The organism is Streptomyces sp. RLA131, from assembly GCF_056270125.1.
This window is the reverse complement of the sequence record NZ_JBWDOQ010000002.1, coordinates 2,663,313-2,680,424: the sequence shown is the minus strand read 5'-3', so window position 1 is coordinate 2,680,424 and position 17,112 is coordinate 2,663,313. Positions and strand designations below refer to the sequence as shown.

The following is a 17,112-nucleotide window of genomic DNA, read 5'->3' as shown; positions in this document are numbered from 1 at the left end:
CGGTTGCCGGTGGCCCGGGCGGGGCTACGGTGCGCGCATGTCGGTACCGGACGCGATGGCGGACCCGCGCCGCTGCCGGTGGCTCGGGTTCGCGGGCTCGGTCGCGGTCGCGGTGGGCGGGCTGACCGCGGGGGCGCTGTCGGCGCGGGACGCGGTGGGGCCGGGCGGCGGGCGGCTGGGGCTGGCCGGCGCGTACTTCGGTCTTGTGCTGCTGGTCGCGGCGTGGTGGTGGCTGGGGCGGGCGGTGCGCGGGCCCGAACCACCGGGGGAGCGGTTCCTGTTGGTGACGCTGGGGGTCTGGGCGGCGCCGCTGGTGCTGGGGCCGCCGTTGTTCAGCCGGGACGTGTACAGCTACTTGGTGCAGGGCACGATGGCCGCCGCGCACATGGACGTGTATACGTACGGTGCCGACCGGCTCGGCGGTCCGCTGGCTGCCGAGGTGCCGCCGGTCTGGCAGCACACGCCGACGCCGTACGGTCCGGTCTTCCTGGCCGTGGCCAGGGCTGCGGTACCGCTCGGAATCGCCGGCATGCGGCTGGTGGCGCTGTCCGGCGTCGCCCTGATGATCGTCTTCCTGCCCGTCCTCGCCCGGCGGTGCGGCACCGACCGGTCGGCTGCGCTCTGGCTCGGCGCGCTCAACCCGCTGCTCGTGCTGCACCTGGTCGCGGGCGCGCACAACGACGCGGTGATGCTGGGGCTGCTCGGCGCGGGGCTGGCTGCGGCGGGGCGGTGGCCGGTGCCGGCCACGATCCTGGTCACGCTGGCCGCGCTGGTGAAGGTACCTGCCGTGCTGGGGCTGGCGGCGGTCGCGTCGATCTGGTCGTACCGGCTGCACGGGCGCGCCAGGCTGGTCAGGACCGGGCTTGCCACCGCCACCGTCGCGGCGGTGACCACCGTGGCCGCCACCGCCGCCGCCGGCACCGGCTACGGCTGGATCGGGGCGCTCGGCACCCCCGTATCCGCCCACAACTGGTCGCTCACCGGCACTCTCGGCCGCCTCACCGGCGCGGTGCCCGCCTGGCGCTTCCTCGGTGCCGCCGCGATCGCCGTCGTACTGCTCCTGGTCTGGCGCCGCCGCCACAGTCTCGGTCCGGTGTACGCTCTCGGGCTCGGCCTGGCCGCCGTCGCCCTGCTCGGCCCCGCGATCCGCCCCTGGTACGTGCTCTGGGCGTTGTTTCCCATCGCGGCGGCCGCGCCGCCCGGCCGGGTGCGCCGCTGGGCCGCCGCCGGCAGCGGCGTCCTCGCCCTCGCCGTACTCCCGGACGGATTCTCCCCGGACGCACGGCAACTGGCGTTCGCGGTGAGCGGCGGTGGACTGGCGGCGCTGGCCCTGCTGGCCTGGCGGACGGCGTCCCGGCTGCCGGCCGCCGACGAGTCGGGAACCCTGCCGTGACCCGGCCGCGGCAGCTGCTCGGCACGGCGGTCCCGGTCGCCGGCGCGGTGCTCTTCATGATCACGGTGCCGTACTACCGGGGCTGGTTCGACCTGTACGTCTACTACGGGACCGTCGACGCCTGGATCCGGCACGGCGGCCGGATCTACGACTACCTGCTGCCGGGAACCGGATACGGCTTCACCTACCCGCCCTTCGCCGCCGTCTGCATGGTGCCCATGCTCCTGGTCGGGCGTACCGGCGCCGTGGTGGGCAGCGTACTGCTCAACGCGGCCGCGTCGATGGTGCTGTTGCGCGGTCCACTGCGCGAACTTCCCTTGAATCGTGGCGGGTTGGTGGTGGCGGGGTGCCTGTTCGTGATGCTGGAGCCGGTGCGGGACACCTTCAGCCTGGGCCAGGTGAATCTGCTGCTGATGGCGCTGGTGTACGCGGACGGCGGGCGCGGCCGCTTCGCAGGTGTGGGCATCGGCCTGGCGACGGCGGTCAAGCTCACGCCGGGCATCTTCATCGGGTACCTGCTGCTCACCGGCCGCCGCTGGGCCGCCGCCGTCGCCACGGGTACGGCGGCGGCAGCGACCGCGATCGGCGTCCTGGCCGCGCCGCGCGCGTCATGGGTGTTCTGGACCCAGGCGATGTGGGACACGCACCGGGTCGGCGCCCTGGACTACGTGTCCAACCAGTCGCTCCAGGGCGCGCTGGCCCGGCTGGGCGCGGCCCGCCCGGTGTGGGTGGCGGCCGTGCTCACGGTGCTCGTCCTCTGGGCGTACCGCGTTCGCCGGGCGGCGGCGGTCGGTGACGACGAGGCCGGGATGGCGCTCACCGGCCTTGCGGCATGCCTGGTCAGTCCCGTGACCTGGGTGCACCACCTGGTGTGGGCGGCGCCCGCCGTCGCGTGGCTCGCCAGAACAGGCGATCGCGCGGTCGCCGCGGCCCTGTACGTGGTGCTGTGCAGCAGCGTCGTGTGGCTGTGGCGTGATGATCCGTCCGTCGTGGGCGGATTCCTCGGCGGGAGCACATACGTATGGATCTGCCTGGGGCTGCTCGTGCTGTGGCCGCAAGGGTCCTCCCAGGTGCCGTCCGGGAGAGCGTCCCCTGCCGTCCGAGGACCGGGCGAGTGCCCCGGGGGGACTCGCCCCGCACAGGGGAACCGGGCCTGAATGCAGGGCTTGGAGCCGACCGGGCGCCAGTTCGTCTTCGGGCTGCACGTGCTCCTCGGCGTCCCGCTGATCAGGCTGCCGGTGATCCCTTGGCCGTTCCGCCCGTCGCGGGTCTCCACCGTTGCAGGACCGGGTTCAGACCAGCTTCGTGCGCACCAGGGCGCCGAGTACCAGCGCCCCGGGGACCAGCGGCAACCATACCGTGATGATCCGGTAGCCCAGGACCGCCGAACCGGCGGCGGTGACCGAGGCCCCGGCGGCGACGAGAGCGACGACCAGCGCCGCGTCGACGGAGCCGATGCCGCCCGGGGTCGGGACGGCGGCGGCCGCGATGCTGGCGGCGAGATACGCGATCGCGACATGGACCACGGGCACCTGCATGTCGAGGGCAAGCGCGACCGTGACCAGCCCGGCGGCCTGCAGGGCGGGGAAGGCCAGCGAACCGCCCCACAAGGCCAGTGCCCGGGCGGGTCTGGCATGCACCGAACGCGCGTTGGCCAGAGCAGTGCCCAGAAAGGCGCGGATGCTCCTGCGCAGCGGGCGTATGGCGGCCAGTGCGAGCAATGCCGTACAGACCAGACCTCCCGCCGTCCACGCGAGCGGGAGGACGGCCCTTTCCGGGACGAGGCCGTCCAGCCGGAGCGCGTCAGGGCAGGCGGTCAGAAGCACGAGCAGGAGCAGGACTCTGCCCGCTGCCTCCGCCAGCAGGTACAACGCGAGTGCAGCCGAGGACCGGGTCAGCGGGATCCCGCAACGCCTGAGGAGGCGCAGATTGACCGCGCCCGCGCCGAATCCCGCCGGCAGGAGATGATTGGCGGCACCTGCGGCGAACTGTGTGGCGAACAGCCGTCCGGCGGGGAGCGGTTCGAGCACCGCGCCCTGGCGCGCGAAGGACACCGCGACCCAGCCCAGGCCGGTGACCGCCAGCGCAGCCAGCAGCCAGTAGCGGTTGGCGGTGAGGAGTTCGCGGCCGCCGGAGGCGATGAGTGGCCAGTGCAGGACCACCCAGACGCCGATGACGGTGATCGGGACCAGAGAGGCGATCCGGCGCAGGAACGGCATGTGGGGTATGGCCATTCGGTCTCGGTCGTCCCTGCTTGTCGTGGGCCCGGCGGGAGCGCGCTCGCCGCCAGTGTCCCCGGCGTGCACGACGTCCCGGCGTCGTGCGGCCGACGCCCGGCGGGACGGGTGGTGACCGGAAGGGGACGCGGCACCGTATACGCGACGGTGCCGGCGTCGGAGCATCGAGGGGCGCCGGATCGTCCTCGGGGCGCCCTTCCTATGGCGTTTCGGCAACGCGGTGCGGAGCCTCTCCCGGCCGAAGCAGGGGAAGTGCCGTGCCGACGAGGCGCGGGGCCGTTGGCTGTCGGCCGGGCAGTCCCCGGCACCTCACAAGCCGGCTGCCACCATCGACCTGGTGCGGCAGACCGGCGGCACCCACCGCCTCGGCGGCCCCGGGTTCGGTCCCCGCCCCGGCTTCGAGTGAGGCGAGCGCCTGCGCCGCGGCGTTCCCGGCACGAAGGTCCAGCAGCCCGTCGGTGCCCGCCATCTTGTGCCGGGCCTCCAGCACCGCCAGCCGGGCGAGATCGGGCAGCAGATCCGTACAGCGGTCCGCGACCCATCTGGTGCCGCGGGTCGCCATCCACCAGACCCCGGCGGCCCGGCCGGGCCCCGGCCCGTCCAGGGAGAGTGTGGGCGCCGTACCCGTCGCGTGACCCCCCGCGACCAGGACGCTGTGGACTTCCCGGGCGATCAGCCGGTGCCCCAGCTCGCTCGGATGCAACCGGTCCACGCTCCACACGGCACGGTCCGTTACCCAGCTGTGCTTCGCCAGATGGACGTGCACCGCGCGGTGCCGTTCCGACAGTGCGTGCACCACGGTGTTCACCGCCCGCATCCGCCGTGCGAGCGGGCGTGCCAGCACCTCCGGCAGCCCCAGCATCTGCCCAGGGTCCGGCAAACACGCGGTAAGAACGACCGTCCCGTCCTCACGCAGCACCCCGAGGACAGTGTGCAGGTGCTGCGCAATACCCCGGATGTCGTACGAGCCGCGCAGGGTGTCGTTCACCCCGACCAGTACGGATGCCAGGTGCGGCCGGACGAGGCGCACCCGCGCCAGCTGACTCCCGGCGACGTCGGCGGTCAGCGCGCCACTGGCGCTGACATTCACCAGCCGCGTGTCCTGCGCTCGTGCGGTGAGTCCCTCGGCGAGCAGCGCGGCCCAGCCGCGCCACCCGCCGCCCGGCAGGGGATCGCCGAGGCCGGCGGTCAGCGAGTCGCCGAGCGCGGCGAAGCGCAACACCTGCCGCGCGGTCGGCTCCTGCGGCTCCTGCGGTACCTGAGGACGAGCGCCCACGGCGGTCACGGTGCCGCCCTCCGGACGACGGTCCGCGCCACCGCGTCGTGGGCGGCGAGGAAGGCGTCGACCGCCGCGGGCCAGCCGTAGCGTTCGGACTGGGCGCGGGCGACGGCGCGGCGGAGGTGTTCGGGGCGGGCGAGGAGGGTTTCGACGGCTGTCGCGAAGGCGGGGCCGTCGTCAGCGGCGGTCATGCCGGCGGGGCCGACGATGCCGGGGAGGGCGGAGAGGGCACTGACAACGACCGGGGTGCCACAGGCCAGGGCTTCGACGGCGGCGAGGCCGAAGGTCTCGGCGGGGCCGGGGGCGAGGACGACATCGGCGGTGGCCTGGAGGACGGAGAGCGTGGCCCGGTCGGCGACGTGCCCGAGGAAGGTGACCGGCAGCCGAGCGGTACGCGCGTCTGTTTCGAGGCGGTACCGCATCGGCCCCTCCCCGGCGACGACGAGCACCGCGTCGAGCCCGCGGCCCCGCAGGACCGCGAGTGCCTCCAGCGCGCGGCCGGGGCGCTTCTCCGGGGAGAGCCGGGTGCACATGGCGAGGAGCACCTGGCCGTCGGCGGCGTACCGGGCGCGCAGCGCCGTGCTGCGGTAGGCGGGGTCGCAGCGGTCGAGGTCGACGCCGAGCGGCGCGCGGACGATGTTGCGCGCCCCGATCCGCTCGAACTCCGCGGCCGCCCAGTCCGTAGTGCAGACGACACGCGAGAAGGCCCTGGCGCTACGCAGGTTGAGCCGGTCGGCGGTGGCCTGCGCCACGCCGGTCGGCACGCCGCAGGTGCGCAGGACCCCGTCGACGCTCTCGTGGGAGACCATGACCGCCGGAACACGCCGCCCGCGTGCCCAGCCGCCGGTCCAGCGCAGCGTCGTACGATCGGACACCTCCAGCCGGTCCGGGGCCAGTTCGTCGAGTAGACGCTCCACGCGCCGACGTCCGGCCAGCACGCGGTAGCCGCCGGTGCCGGGCACGACAGGACCGGGGAGGGTGATCACCCTCCCCTGGGCGGTGAGTTCGTCCCGCGCGGCCGCTCCGGGCACGACGAGCACCGGCTCGTGCCCGGCCGCGAGATAGCCGGCGCCCAGATGGGTCAGCGCGGTGCGCAACCCGCCCGAGACCGGGGTGACGAAGTTGGCAAGACGCACGATCCGCAGCGCTCCGCCCGTCAGCGTCATGCCGCCACCGCCGAACGGGCGCCCAGGACCTGGTCGTAGTGGTCGAGCAGCAGGTCGCCTACGGCCTCCCAGGTGCGGGCGGCCACGGCGGCGCGCCCGGCCCGACCGTACTCCTCGCGCAGCGCGGGCGACACGGCCAGCACCCCGGCCGCGTCGCGGAGCGCGTCCGCGTCGCCGGGCGGGACCAGCAGACCGGTCACTCCGTGTCCGACCAGATCCAGCGGGCCGCCGGCGGCCGGGGCGATCACCGGCAGGCCGCTGGCCATGGCCTCTTGGATGGTCTGGCAGAACGTCTCGAACGGCCCGGTGTGTGCGAAGACATCGAGCGAGGCGAAGATCCGGGCCAGTTCGTCACCGGTACGACGGCCGAGAAAGACCGCGCCGGGCAGCGCCTGGCGCAGCGATGGTTCGCTGGGGCCGTCGCCGGTGACGACCACTCGTACCCCTGGCAGTCCGCACACCCCGGAGAGCAGTTCGACGTGCTTTTCCGGGGCGAGCCGCCCCACGTACCCCACGATCACCTCGCCGGCCGGGGCGAATCGTCTGCGCAGTGCGTCGTCCCGGCGGTCCGGCTGGAAACGTACGGAATCCACCCCGCGCGGCCACAGGTGCACCCGGGGGACACCGTGCCGCTCCAGGTCGCGCAGCGAGGCGGAGGACGGGGCGAGGGTACGGTCGGCGGCGCTGTGCACGGCGCGGATCCGCCGCCAGGCGGCGGCCTCCCCGCGGCTGAGGTAGGTGCGGGCGTATCCCGCGAGATCGGTCTGGTAGACGGCGACGGCCGGGATGTGCTGCCTGGCGGCCGCCGTCATGCCCCGCACTCCCAGAACGAAGGGACTGGCCAGGTGCACCACGTCGGGGCGGTGTGCGGCGATGGCCACTGCCGTCCTGCGGCCAGGCAGGGCCACCCGGACCTGCGGGTAGCCGGGAAGCGGGAGAGAGGGGACACGGACGACGGGACACAGCTCCTGGCCGGCCACCGCGTCGTGAGGTCCGGCCGGCGCTATGACCAGCGGCTCGTGCCCATGCCTGGCCAGGTACTCGGCCGTACGCAAGGTGCAGTGGGCCACCCCGTTGACATCGGGCGGGAAGGATTCGGTGACGATGGCGACACGCATACCTACGTTCTCGGCGCGCCGGACGTGATCCCGGCCACGTGGATCTTTCCGCCTGAAGAACTCACCATGAGCGTTCGCCCCACATCGCGTCGCCGGCGCCCCGGCGCCCGGGTACCTGCTGCGGGGCCTTGTGCTGGGGGAGGTCATGAGCTGCTGGACGTTCGCGAGGAGGGGGTGCGCGCGGCCGCCTTCAGCCAGCCGGTCGATGGCACCGCCGGGTCACCCGCTTGCTGGATTTCCTGGCCTGCTGCAACGGCCACAGCGGCTCCGCCCTCGAACAGCGGGTGGAGCCTCTGCACGTTGGGAGCGGAATCCGCTGCGCCATGGTTCAGTTTTGGGCGAACGGACTGAATCCGCTGCTCGTGAGTTCAACGGCGATGCGGTGATCCGTAGCCGGGGGCTCCGTCGACCTGCGGTTGTGGATCGCCCGGTGGCTCTCGCGGGCTGGGGCGGACGGTCCGATCGGCGGGCGAGGGCGGTATTCGGGACGCTGATGGGACGCAGGGAATCGGAAGTGGCTGCCTCTGGCCCAGCCTGTTGACGTCGGCCGGCGGAAGGCGCCGGTGGCGGCAGACTGAGATGCTCCACACCTGGAGCGCGGGGCCGTTCGCCGTGACTGGCTGCTGTGCGGGTCAACGGCCCGTACTGAAACGGCCCAGCAGGTCTGCGGGCAAGCTCCGCTTCCCTGCCCGGCGGCATCGTCGCGGAGCAGAAGGCCGGACGGGGCAAGCCATCGTCGCCGACGGGGACGGCGTAAGTGATGTCTGTGCAGCCGGAGGCCCTTGGCCGAGGTTGTTCCAGGTGTGGCTCGGCCGCCTGTCAGGCGCGGTCGGTGGTCGCGACATCGACTTCTTCCCTGGTCGGCCGAGGGTCTGTCAGGTGGCTACTTGTCCCACATCTTGCGGTAGGCCTCGCGGTAGCCCTCGGAGTCCCAGGACGGCGCGCCGCCGCTGTTGGCCGCGGTGGTGATGTGGACGGGGGCGACGTACCCGCTGGACGGCTTGCCCGCGAAGGCGCGGTTGAACTCGTCGATGATCTGCCAGCCCTGTTCGGACAGCGGTTCGGGCACGGTGGCCGCCTGGAACTCCTTGCCGTTGATGCGCTGGAAGGCCGACGGGTCGCCGTCACCGGCACCGATGTTGAACGGGGCCCCCGCACCGTTCTTTCCGGCGGCCCGCAGGGCGGAGCCCGCGTAGTCGAAGTACAGGTCGTTGATGGCGGCGGAGTAGGTCCACCTGTTGCCGAAGCGGGCGGCAAGGGAGGATACCTTGCCGATGGTGCGGCTGTTGGCCTGGGAGATCGGGATGTTCTCGTAGCTCAGCAGCGTCACGCCGGAGCAGGTGGCGAGTTCCTTCTTGATCAGGTCGGACTTGTGCTTGGCGAACGGGATTGTGGCGTCGGTGAACAGCACGACGCCCGCACGGCCCTCGGACTGCGCGATGATCCAGTCGGCGCTGAGTCTCGCCACGTCCTCGACCCTTGTGGTGATGTTGCTGAACAGCTTCGGGTTCGCGCTGGGGCCGGGGGTGCCGACGGCGTGCCAGCCGATCAGCGGGATGCCGGCGGCGTCCGCCCGCGCCACCTGCTTGGCGGTGGAGGAGGGATCGAAGCCGCCGATGACTATGCCGTCGGGTTTGAGGGCGAGAGCCTGGTCGAAGGCGGTCTTGAGCCCTGCCGATGTGCCCTGGCCGTTGATGGTGCGGACGCGCCAGCCAATGACGTCGGCGGCTTCCTGGGCGCCCTTGGCGACGCCCTCGACGCCGGGATTGGTCAGCGTCTGGGCGATGTAGACGATGCTCCGGTCCGGGACGACCGCGGGCCCGCTGGTCGGCCCGGACCAAGGGGCGTTGACATTTTCGGCCGCCTTGACGTCCCGCTTGGCCCCGGAGAGGGCGCTGGGGCAGCCAGGTCTGGACGAGCCACCGGAGGAGGCGCTGACGGATCCGGTGGTCTTGGAGCCGCTCTCGCAGCCGGCGGCGAGAGCGGCGGTGGCCAGGAGAGCGGTCGCCGTCAGGGCCGCCTTGTAGGTGGGGTGCACGAGGTCTCCAAAAAGGGGCATGAAGGGGCAGGCAGGGCTGGGTGGGGAAGGAAGTTTCGGGGTCGGGCGACGGCTCCGGCGTGTGATCACCGTCCGAGGGCCCGCCGTGCCTCGGACGGAGAGGCCTGCGGCGACTACGGCGTGACGGCGATTCCCGAGCGGTGGCTCGGGATGGCAGGGGCGGCAGCACGCTTGCTGCCCAGGATCATGCTCAACCGGTCGGTTCGCGTCAATTCCCCCGCCCGAGAACTTACATCGGCCGGCGGCTTGCGATGTGGCGCGTGCCGCCGCGGCCGAGGCGTCACGGTCTGTCGGCCGCCGGTAAGGACTTCGTGATCAATTTTTGATGATCCCAAACCTGTGAAGTCCCTGAGAGTGCGGTTACGCTCACGCAGTCGGATTCAGCCACTGGCGTGATCTGTTCGTTCCTCTCAGTGGCGAACGCCGTGAATGCGTCACGTCCGCTCCCGGCCACCGGCGGTCCAGCAAGACACGGCTGCCGCAGCTCAGCAACATGTCGAAGGAGGCCCGGGTGTCCGGGAACAGAGGGAACCCGCCGCTCGCCCCCGAGCCACCGGGGACAGCCGGCCGGAGTCCGCAGTCGCGTCCGACAGCGGTGGGCTTCCTCGCCCGGTGGCCCTTCCGCCGCAAGCTCAACGTCCTGGTGATCGCGCCCATCGCGGCGGTCGGCGTGCTTCTCGGAATCGCGGCCTACGGCCAGGCCCGGCAGGCCCAGGACGCGGGCCGGATCGCGGACCTGGTGCGCGACAGTGAACAGGTCGCGAAGCTCATCAACGACGTACAGGCCGAACACCGGGAGGCGCTCCTGCTGTCCGTGCAGTACGACGAGGCCCACCCCGGAGCCTCGCTGCCGCCGACCGCCGAGTACCGCCGGGCGCAGCGGAACACCGATGCGCAGGTCGCCGCCGTGCGTACGGCGTTCGCCGCGGGCCTGCCGCCCGAGGAGGTGCAGGCGCTCGACTACATCCGCCGCCTCGGTGTCCTGCGCGACAGGCTCGAACGGGGCTACGTCGCTGTCGCCGACGTCGACCCGGCTTACGCTTCCGCGGTCGACTATCTGATCGACGGCATCGGTCTGGACCGTTACTCCGGCACTTCGTCGTCCACGGTCACGGCACTTCTCGACACGGTGCTGCGCGCCGACGCCGCCCACGCGTCCTTCGAGAGCGCGGTGTTCTCCGCGCAGACCCGTGACGCCAACGCCCTCAACGAGTACAGCCGCGCGGTCGACTCCCATGCCCTCTACGACCAGCAGTCGCGCCGGTTCCAGCGGATCGCCACACCCGGCCAGGTGCTGACCATGGACGGCATCGAGCGCAGCGCCGAGCAGAACGGAGTCAAGGCCCAGTTCGCGCAGCTGCAGATCGATCCCGGTGCCCTGCAGGGCAAGACACCGGCGCAACTGCGCAGTGCGATCGCGGACGGAACGCGCCAGTCCGAGACCCGCCTCGGCATCACCCGGTCGCTGATCGAGCAGACCGCAGCCGAGGCCGACACCGCCTCCGCGGGCGCCCTGCGAGGCTCGCTGTACCTGCTCGGTCTGGCCGTTCTCGGCTTTGTCGTGTGGCTGGCCTTCAGTGTCCTGGTCCGGCGCTCGGTCGTACGTCCCCTGGTGGCCCTGACCGACGCCGCCCAGCAGGTGGTCGACGTGGCGAGCGAGGAACTGGCCCGGGTCGCGGACGACGAGTCCGATGACACCACCCCGCTGCAGCCGCGGCCGATCCCTGTCCCGGTGCGCGACGAGATCGGCGGACTGGCCGAGGTGTTCAACCAAGTACAGGTGGCAGCCGCACAGTTGCTGGAACGACAGGTACTGAGCCGCCGCAACGTGGCCGAGATGTTCGGCAACGTCGGCCGCAGAGTAAGCATTCTGACGACCCGCCAGCTGCTTCTGATCGATGCGATGGAACGCGAGGAGACCGACCTCGAACTCCTCGAACAGCTGTACCGCATCGACCACATCGCCGTACGCCTCCAGCGCAACGCCGACAGCCTGATGCTGCTCGCCGGCATCCGGGAGAGCGGCATCGAGCCCCGGCCGATCCCCCTGGCCAACGTCATCCGGGCGTCGCTCGCCCAGATCGAGGGCTATGAGCGGGTGTCGCTGCGGTCCGAGACGGAGGTCGCCGTCGTGCCCGACATCATCGGTGACCTGACACTGATGTTCGCCGAACTGCTGGAGAACGCGGTCGCGTTCTCCCCCTCCCACACGCCCGTCGAGGTGGTGGTCCGCCCCGGCGCCGACGTCACCGAGGACGGCGGGGCTCTGATCGAGATCATCGACCACGGGCTCGGCATGGACGCCGAACGCCTCGCCGAGGAGAACGCCCGGCTGGTCCGCCGGGAACGACTCGATCTCGCACCGACCGAGGTGCTCGGTCTCTTCGTGGTCGGGAGCCTGGCCCGGCGCTGGGATGTGCGGGTGACCCTGACCCGTACGCCGGGCGGCGGCGTCAGCGCCACCGTGTGGGTCCCGGCCGCGCTCCTGTCCGCCATGAGCCCCGTGGACCTCTCGGAGCCCGTGACCACGGGCCCGGTCGCGAACGTGACGCCGTTCCCGGCGAGGACGGGGAAGGGGACCACCGGGCCGGTACCGTCGCCCCTGCTGGCCGCTGCCTCCGCCGTCCCCCTGCGGCGGCCGGGGGCTCCGTCGCCGCGCGATGAGCTGCCGCAGCGCGTCGCGCCCCCCGCCGACGCGGGGCCGACCACCGCGGAACGGACCGTCGCGCGGACTGACGCGGAGCGAACCGTCGCCGCGGACCAACCGCCATCACCTCGTACCTCCCGGCCACTGCGTCGGCGGGAGCGGGGAGCGACACTCGCCCGGACCGCTTCCCCGGCCGACCGGACATCGTCGGCCGTACGGAAGCCCCTGGATGCCGAGGCCGTCCGTTCGGAACTCGACGCGTTCGAAGCCGCGGTACTCCAGGCGGAGCAGGACTACGACCATGCTCCGACCGGGCCTGCACCATCTCAGCACCAGAAATCCCAGAAGGAGCCGGGTAGTGCCCACGTCGACAACTGACATGAGTTCCGAGAAGCCGGAACCGACCGACCTGCGCGCCGCCGCGGCCGATTTCACCTGGCTGCTGGAGCGGTTCGCCACAGACACCGCCGGCGTGGCCGACGTCATCGCGGTGTCGTCCGACGGCCTGCTGATCGCCGTCTCCCAGCTGCGAGACCAGGCCGACTCCGAACGGCTCGCCGCGATCGTGGCCGGTCTGACGAGTCTTGCCGCGGGCGCATCCGGAAACTACGGTCTCGGCCGCCTCAACAAGGTCATCCTCGACCTGGAGCACGGCCATGTGCTGGTGTCGGCCATCGGAGCCGGCGCCGTCCTCGGCATCGTGACCTCCGAGGCCGCGAAGCTGGGCAACATCGCCTACGCGATGACTCTCTTCGCCAAACGGGCAGGGGCCGCGCTCACTCCCCAACTGGTGCTGGAGCTGAAGAACAGTGTCGGCGCAGCGTCGGCCCCCTGACCTTCCCGGTCCGGGGCAGGGGTGCAGGTACATCGTGAAGGGATCGTGATGTCCGTCGTTGGACCACCACACGAGGCAGCAGGGGACGCCGAGGGCTCGCCGGAGCCGCGACGCCGCGCCCCCGCGATTCGGCCGTTCCTCCTGACCACCGGCCGGGTATCGGCAGGCGGCACCGGCCCGCCGATGCCGGCGGAGGCCCAGGTGGTGTCGACCTCGGTCGGGCTCCTGGCCCTTCGCTCGCTCACTTTCGAACACCAGGAGATCGTCGCGGCCAGCCGGCGACCGCTGTCGGTGGCGGAACTGGCCGCCGGGCTGCGACTGCACCTCAACGTGGTGCGCGTGCTGGTCGAGGACCTGCGTGACGCCGGGCATCTCACGGTTCATCGGCCGAACGCCGCGATCGCCCAGGATCTCTCCGTACTGCGAAGGGTTATCGATGGTCTCCGTGCCGTTCCCGACTCACGGGACACACTCCGTGACACCAGCTGAACAGCCTCCGACACCGGTCAAGCTGGTCATCGCCGGCGGCTTCGGAGTCGGCAAGACCACGACCGTGGCCTCGATATCCGAGATACGACCGCTGACCACGGAGGCCGCGATCACCGAGGTCGCGGCGGGAGTGGATGACCTCACCCACACTCCGGGCAAAATCACCACCACGGTCGCCATGGACTTCGGCCGCGTCACCATCGACCCGACACTGAAGCTGTACCTGTTCGGCACCCCGGGCCAGGACCGGTTCGGCTTCATGTGGGACGACCTGGTGGAGGGCGCCCTCGGCAGCTTGGTGATCGTGGACACGCGCCGACTCGACGACTGCTATGCGGCGGTGGACTACTTCGAGCACAAGGACGTCCCCTTCGCGGTCGCCGTCAACACTTTCGACGGGGAGGTCGAACACGACCTCGAGGAGGTGCGGTGGGCACTGGACATCGCCGAGCACGTACCACTGATCCTCTTCGACGCACGGAAGACGGGCTCGGTCCGCGACGCGCTGCTGGCCGTACTGGAAGTCGCCGTGTCCCGTGCGGAAGCCGCCGCGATGCCCTGATGGCGGAAGGCCGGTCGGCTGTGCCCACATCCGCGACGTGGACAGGACGCAGGGAACGGGCCGGGGTTGCCGATGGCGCCGCTCAGTCCCTTGAAGGTGTCGCCGATCTCGCTCGGCACGCCCCAGAACTTGTCGGCGTCACCCTCCGGTGGTGGTTTCAGCACAGCCGGGCAGGCCGGCGAGAGTACGTCTGCCCCGACACCAGGGGTGGGCCTCCGCGCGGCTCTCCGGGTGCCCCACTTTCCAGGGACCACCTGCGAAAACGCCCCTGGTGAGGTGTCGCACCGTCGCGGCCGGATCCGTCCGGTGCGAGGAGCTTGCATGGGGCCGGTGACCGGTCACCCGGCAGGCAGCGCCTTCACCTCCTCCCGCAGCCACCCCACCAGGGTCCGGACCAGTGGGTGGTCATGCCGCCGCCTGCCGGTGGCGATCCCGATGTAGCGGGCGGGGCGGGGCGGGTTCAGCGGAACGACGGCCAGGCCGGGTGTCGCGGGCGCCAGGCAGATGCGGGGGACGAGGCTGACACCGAGACCCGACGCGGTGAGGGCCTGGGCGAGGTGGTAGTCGCTGGTGGAACCGCTGACCCGCAGCTCGAACCCGGCCGCGGCCGCGTAGTCCCGCAGGAACGCCTCCGTCTTGGAGCAGCCGATCACCCACGGCTGCGCGGCCAGGTCGGACAGGTCGACGGACGCCCGGCCCGCCAGCGGATGGACGGCCGGCATCGCCACGGACAGCGGATCCTCGGCCAGCGCCGTCCACCTCAGTCCCGTACGGTCCCCGGGCAGCACCGGCAGCGGCCCGTCGAAGTGGTAGGCGATGGCCAGGTCCGCCGCGCCCTGCCGAACCAGGGGCAGGCTGTCCTCGGGCTCCCGCTCCACCACGTTCACCTCAACCCGCGGATGGGCGGCGACGAACCGCCTGAGTGCGCCGGGCAGCAGGACGCGGCCGCCGCTGGTGAACGTGGCGATGGTCAGCCGTCTCCGGCCGGAGGTCAGCTCGTCGATCCGCTCCCGGGCATGCACCAGCTCGGCCGCGATCGTCTCGGCCGTCTCCACGAGCAACCGTCCCGCTTCCGTCAGGGCCACACCGCGGGTGCTGCGGGTGACGACACAGGTGCCGAGCTGCCGTTCCAGCGCGGCAATCTGCTGCGAGACGGCGGAGGGCGTGAGCAGCATCGAGGCCGCCGCTCGGTTGAAGCTGCCATGCGCGGCCACCTCCCGCAGCACCCGCAGCCGATGAGCATCGATCAACAGTTTTCCTTAATACGAGACCAGCAGGTCGCCACTACTTCTTCGGACGCTACACGGCCAGTCTTGGCCTTATGCCACAGATCTGCGTCATCGGCGGCAGCCGCTACTTCGGCCGCCACCTGATCCGCCTGCTCCAGGGGGCGGGAGCCCACGTCACCGTTGTCAACCGGGGCTCGGCACCGCCACCGCCCGGAACCGACCACGTCATCGCCGACCGGGACGACGAGGAGGCCCTCGGACGCGCCCTGGGGACCCGTTCCTTCGACAGCGTCGTCGACCAGGTCTGCTACACCCCCTTCCAGGCGGCCACCTCCCGCCGCGTGTTCGCAGGCCGCACCGCCCGCTATGTGATGACATCCACGATGGAGGTCTACGACCCGGCCACCTCTTCGTCACTCCGGCCCGCGGCTCCCGCCCCAGTCCCGGAGACCACCGTGAACCCGGCCCACTGGCCGGTGAGGTGGGATCTGCCGTGGCGGTCCTCAGCCGCCCTCTCCCGGCTGATCGGCGAGGCCTCGGCGTACGCGGAGGGCAAACGCCAGGCCGAGGCGGTGTTCTCCCGCGACCCGGTGTTCCCGTTCGTCTCCGTACGCAGCGCCCACGTCCTTGGTGGTGGCTCTCACGACTTCACGGGCCGTCTAAGCCACTACGTCGAACGCGTGACCGCCGGCCGCCCGGTCGCCGTGCACCGCCACCCGGCCCCCACATCGTTCGTGCACTACGAGGAGATCGCCGCGTTCCTGCACTGGACGGCCACGCGGTCCGATGTCACCGGCCCGGTCAACGCCGCCTCCCACGGCCACCTCACCGTTACTGACCTGTGCGCGGCGGTCGCGGCCGCGACCGCTTCAGCGACCCCCGCATACCGCATCGTGGCCGACGGCGGGCCTGCCTCCCCGTTTTCCTTCGACCGCCCCTACGCCGTGAGCAATGCCCGCGCCACCGCGCTGGGCTTCTCGTTCACCAAGGTCACCGACTGGCTGGCGAACGCGGTCACCGACACTGCCGCCGACATCACGAGGAAGTCCTGAACAAGCATGCTCACCCGCCGCATCGGAACAACCCACGTCGGCGCCATCGGCCTCGGCGCCATGCCACTGTCCATCGAGGGCCGCCCTGACCGTGCCCGCGCGGTCGCCACCGTCCACGCCGCCCTGGACGCCGGCGTCACCCTCATCGACACGGCCGACTCCTACCACTGGCACGCGGACGAACGCGGCCACAACGAGGAACTCCTCGCCCAGGCCCTCGTCACGTGGCCGGGCGACACGTCGGACATCCTGATCGCGACCAAGGGCGGACGCACCCGTCCCGGCGACGGCACCTGGACGGTGAACGGCACTCCCGGCCACATCAGACGCGCCTGCGAGGGATCCCTGCGACGCCTGGGCGTGGAGGCGATCGGCCTCTACCAGCTCCACAAACCCGCCCCGGACGTCCCCTGGTCCGACTCGGTGGGCGCTCTGCGTGACCTCCTCGACGCGGGCCTGATCCGCGCGGCGGGCATCTCCAATGTGACGTGCGACCACATCCGGGCGGCCCGGGCCATCCTCGGCGACCGTCTCGTCTCGGTCCAGAACCGCTACTCCCCGCAGTACCGCGACAGCCTCCCCGAACTGCGTCTGTGCGACCGCCTCGGCATCGCCTTCCTCCCGTGGAGCCCCCTGGGCGGCATTACCCGCAGCGTCCTGGACGGCCCGGGCCGCTCCCCACGCCCGACCCCTTTCCACGCCGTCGCCAAGGAACGCGGTACCACCCCCCAGCAGATCTGCCTGGCCTGGCACCTGGCCCACTCGAAGCACGTCATCCCCATCCCGGGCGCCACCCGCCCGGAATCGGTCCGCTCCTCGGCGCGGTCGGCGTCCCTGGTACTGACGGAGGAGGAAGTGGCACGGCTGGACCACGTCGGATAGGGCGCCAGGGCGCGGACCGGGCCGCCGTCACGGCGTTCTCGGCGACGAGCCGCCCGCACCCGCGTCGGGGAGCGGGCGATCGCGGCGCGGGCGGTCTCCGCGACACCCCGCAGGCCATCGACGCCTTCCAGGTGGCGCGCTGTCGTCCGCTGTATCGCATGGGA

14 protein-coding genes are annotated in these 17,112 nt (G+C 71.9%); 8 read left to right on the top strand and 6 right to left on the bottom strand.

Annotation, left to right across the window (positions count from 1 at the left end; all coding sequences use genetic code 11):
• Positions 1 to 37 precede the first annotated feature (37 nt).
• Together mptB and RWE79_RS13190 are read left to right on the top strand one after the other, a co-directional pair.
• Entirely contained in the window at positions 38 to 1,393 is a 1,356-nt protein-coding gene (gene mptB / locus RWE79_RS13195) for a polyprenol phosphomannose-dependent alpha 1,6 mannosyltransferase MptB (protein ID WP_475940263.1), read from the top strand.
• A complete protein-coding gene (locus RWE79_RS13190; protein WP_475940262.1) occupies positions 1,390 to 2,550 on the top strand; it encodes a glycosyltransferase 87 family protein in 1,161 nt (386 codons plus the stop codon). Before mptB ends, RWE79_RS13190 begins: the two co-directional genes overlap by 4 nt.
• A gap of 135 nt (positions 2,551 to 2,685) precedes the next feature.
• On the opposite strand, the gene RWE79_RS13185 is transcribed toward RWE79_RS13190, so the two are convergent.
• The 5 genes from RWE79_RS13185 to RWE79_RS13165 all read right to left on the bottom strand — a co-directional run bounded on the left by RWE79_RS13185 (position 2,686) and on the right by RWE79_RS13165 (position 9,252).
• Positions 2,686 to 3,627, bottom strand: coding sequence for a lysylphosphatidylglycerol synthase transmembrane domain-containing protein (locus RWE79_RS13185; protein WP_475940261.1), 942 nt, complete (start codon positions 3,625 to 3,627; stop codon positions 2,686 to 2,688).
• Positions 3,628 to 3,829: 202 nt separating this feature from the next.
• A complete protein-coding gene (locus RWE79_RS13180) occupies positions 3,830 to 4,906 on the bottom strand; it encodes an SGNH/GDSL hydrolase family protein (protein ID WP_475940260.1) in 1,077 nt (358 codons plus the stop codon).
• 5 nt (positions 4,907 to 4,911) lie between these two features.
• Positions 4,912 to 6,075 carry a glycosyltransferase gene (locus RWE79_RS13175; RefSeq protein WP_475940259.1) on the bottom strand — a complete coding sequence of 388 codons (1,164 nt, stop codon included), beginning with the start codon at positions 6,073 to 6,075 and terminating at the stop codon, positions 4,912 to 4,914.
• The gene (locus RWE79_RS13170) at positions 6,072 to 7,193 is read right to left on the bottom strand and encodes a glycosyltransferase family 4 protein (RefSeq protein ID WP_475940258.1); all 1,122 of its coding nucleotides are present in this window, start codon (positions 7,191 to 7,193) and stop codon (positions 6,072 to 6,074) included. Before RWE79_RS13170 ends, RWE79_RS13175 begins: the two co-directional genes overlap by 4 nt.
• Positions 7,194 to 8,076: 883 nt before the next feature.
• The gene (locus RWE79_RS13165; protein ID WP_475940257.1) at positions 8,077 to 9,252 is read right to left on the bottom strand and encodes a substrate-binding domain-containing protein; all 1,176 of its coding nucleotides are present in this window, start codon (positions 9,250 to 9,252) and stop codon (positions 8,077 to 8,079) included.
• A 511-nt stretch (positions 9,253 to 9,763) separates the two neighbouring features.
• Here RWE79_RS13165 and RWE79_RS13160 point away from each other — a divergent pair.
• Genes RWE79_RS13160 through RWE79_RS13145 form a run of 4 tightly spaced genes read left to right on the top strand, consistent with a single transcriptional unit; the run spans position 9,764 to position 13,785 of the window.
• Entirely contained in the window at positions 9,764 to 12,277 is a 2,514-nt protein-coding gene (locus tag RWE79_RS13160; RefSeq protein WP_475940256.1) for a sensor histidine kinase, read from the top strand.
• Entirely contained in the window at positions 12,258 to 12,734 is a 477-nt protein-coding gene (locus RWE79_RS13155; RefSeq protein WP_475940255.1) for a roadblock/LC7 domain-containing protein, read from the top strand. The genes RWE79_RS13160 and RWE79_RS13155 overlap by 20 nt, the downstream gene beginning before the upstream one ends.
• 48 nt (positions 12,735 to 12,782) lie before the next feature.
• Positions 12,783 to 13,223, top strand: coding sequence for a DUF742 domain-containing protein (locus tag RWE79_RS13150; protein WP_475940254.1), 441 nt, complete (start codon positions 12,783 to 12,785; stop codon positions 13,221 to 13,223).
• Entirely contained in the window at positions 13,171 to 13,785 is a 615-nt protein-coding gene (locus RWE79_RS13145) for a GTP-binding protein (RefSeq protein ID WP_475940253.1), read from the top strand. The genes RWE79_RS13150 and RWE79_RS13145 overlap by 53 nt, the downstream gene beginning before the upstream one ends.
• Positions 13,786 to 14,123: 338 nt before the next feature.
• Here RWE79_RS13145 and RWE79_RS13140 read toward each other — a convergent pair whose 3' ends face one another.
• Positions 14,124 to 15,035: a LysR family transcriptional regulator gene (locus RWE79_RS13140; protein ID WP_475940252.1), complete on the bottom strand. Its 912-nt coding sequence runs from the start codon at positions 15,033 to 15,035 to the stop codon at positions 14,124 to 14,126.
• 71 nt (positions 15,036 to 15,106) lie between these two features.
• Here RWE79_RS13140 and RWE79_RS13135 point away from each other — a divergent pair, with 71 nt between their 5' ends.
• Entirely contained in the window at positions 15,107 to 16,066 is a 960-nt protein-coding gene (locus RWE79_RS13135; RefSeq protein ID WP_475940251.1) for an NAD-dependent epimerase/dehydratase family protein, read from the top strand.
• A 6-nt stretch (positions 16,067 to 16,072) separates the two neighbouring features.
• Entirely contained in the window at positions 16,073 to 16,948 is an 876-nt protein-coding gene (locus RWE79_RS13130; RefSeq protein WP_475940250.1) for an aldo/keto reductase, read from the top strand.
• Positions 16,949 to 17,112: the final 164 nt, after the last annotated feature.

What these genes read in the sequence shown, in the direction of transcription:
- mptB (WP_475940263.1), top strand. Translation starts at nt 38, where the DNA reads ATGTCGGTACCGGACGCGATGGCGGACCCGCGCCGCTGCCGGTGGCTC.
- RWE79_RS13185 (WP_475940261.1), bottom strand. Translation starts at nt 3,627, where the DNA reads ATGGCCATACCCCACATGCCGTTCCTGCGCCGGATCGCCTCTCTGGTC.
- RWE79_RS13175 (WP_475940259.1), bottom strand. Translation starts at nt 6,075, where the DNA reads ATGACGCTGACGGGCGGAGCGCTGCGGATCGTGCGTCTTGCCAACTTC.
- RWE79_RS13170 (WP_475940258.1), bottom strand. Translation starts at nt 7,193, where the DNA reads ATGCGTGTCGCCATCGTCACCGAATCCTTCCCGCCCGATGTCAACGGG.
- RWE79_RS13165 (WP_475940257.1), bottom strand. Translation starts at nt 9,252, where the DNA reads ATGCCCCTTTTTGGAGACCTCGTGCACCCCACCTACAAGGCGGCCCTG.
- RWE79_RS13150 (WP_475940254.1), top strand. Translation starts at nt 12,783, where the DNA reads ATGTCCGTCGTTGGACCACCACACGAGGCAGCAGGGGACGCCGAGGGC.
- RWE79_RS13145 (WP_475940253.1), top strand. Translation starts at nt 13,171, where the DNA reads ATGGTCTCCGTGCCGTTCCCGACTCACGGGACACACTCCGTGACACCA.
- RWE79_RS13135 (WP_475940251.1), top strand. Translation starts at nt 15,107, where the DNA reads ATGCCACAGATCTGCGTCATCGGCGGCAGCCGCTACTTCGGCCGCCAC.
- RWE79_RS13130 (WP_475940250.1), top strand. Translation starts at nt 16,073, where the DNA reads ATGCTCACCCGCCGCATCGGAACAACCCACGTCGGCGCCATCGGCCTC.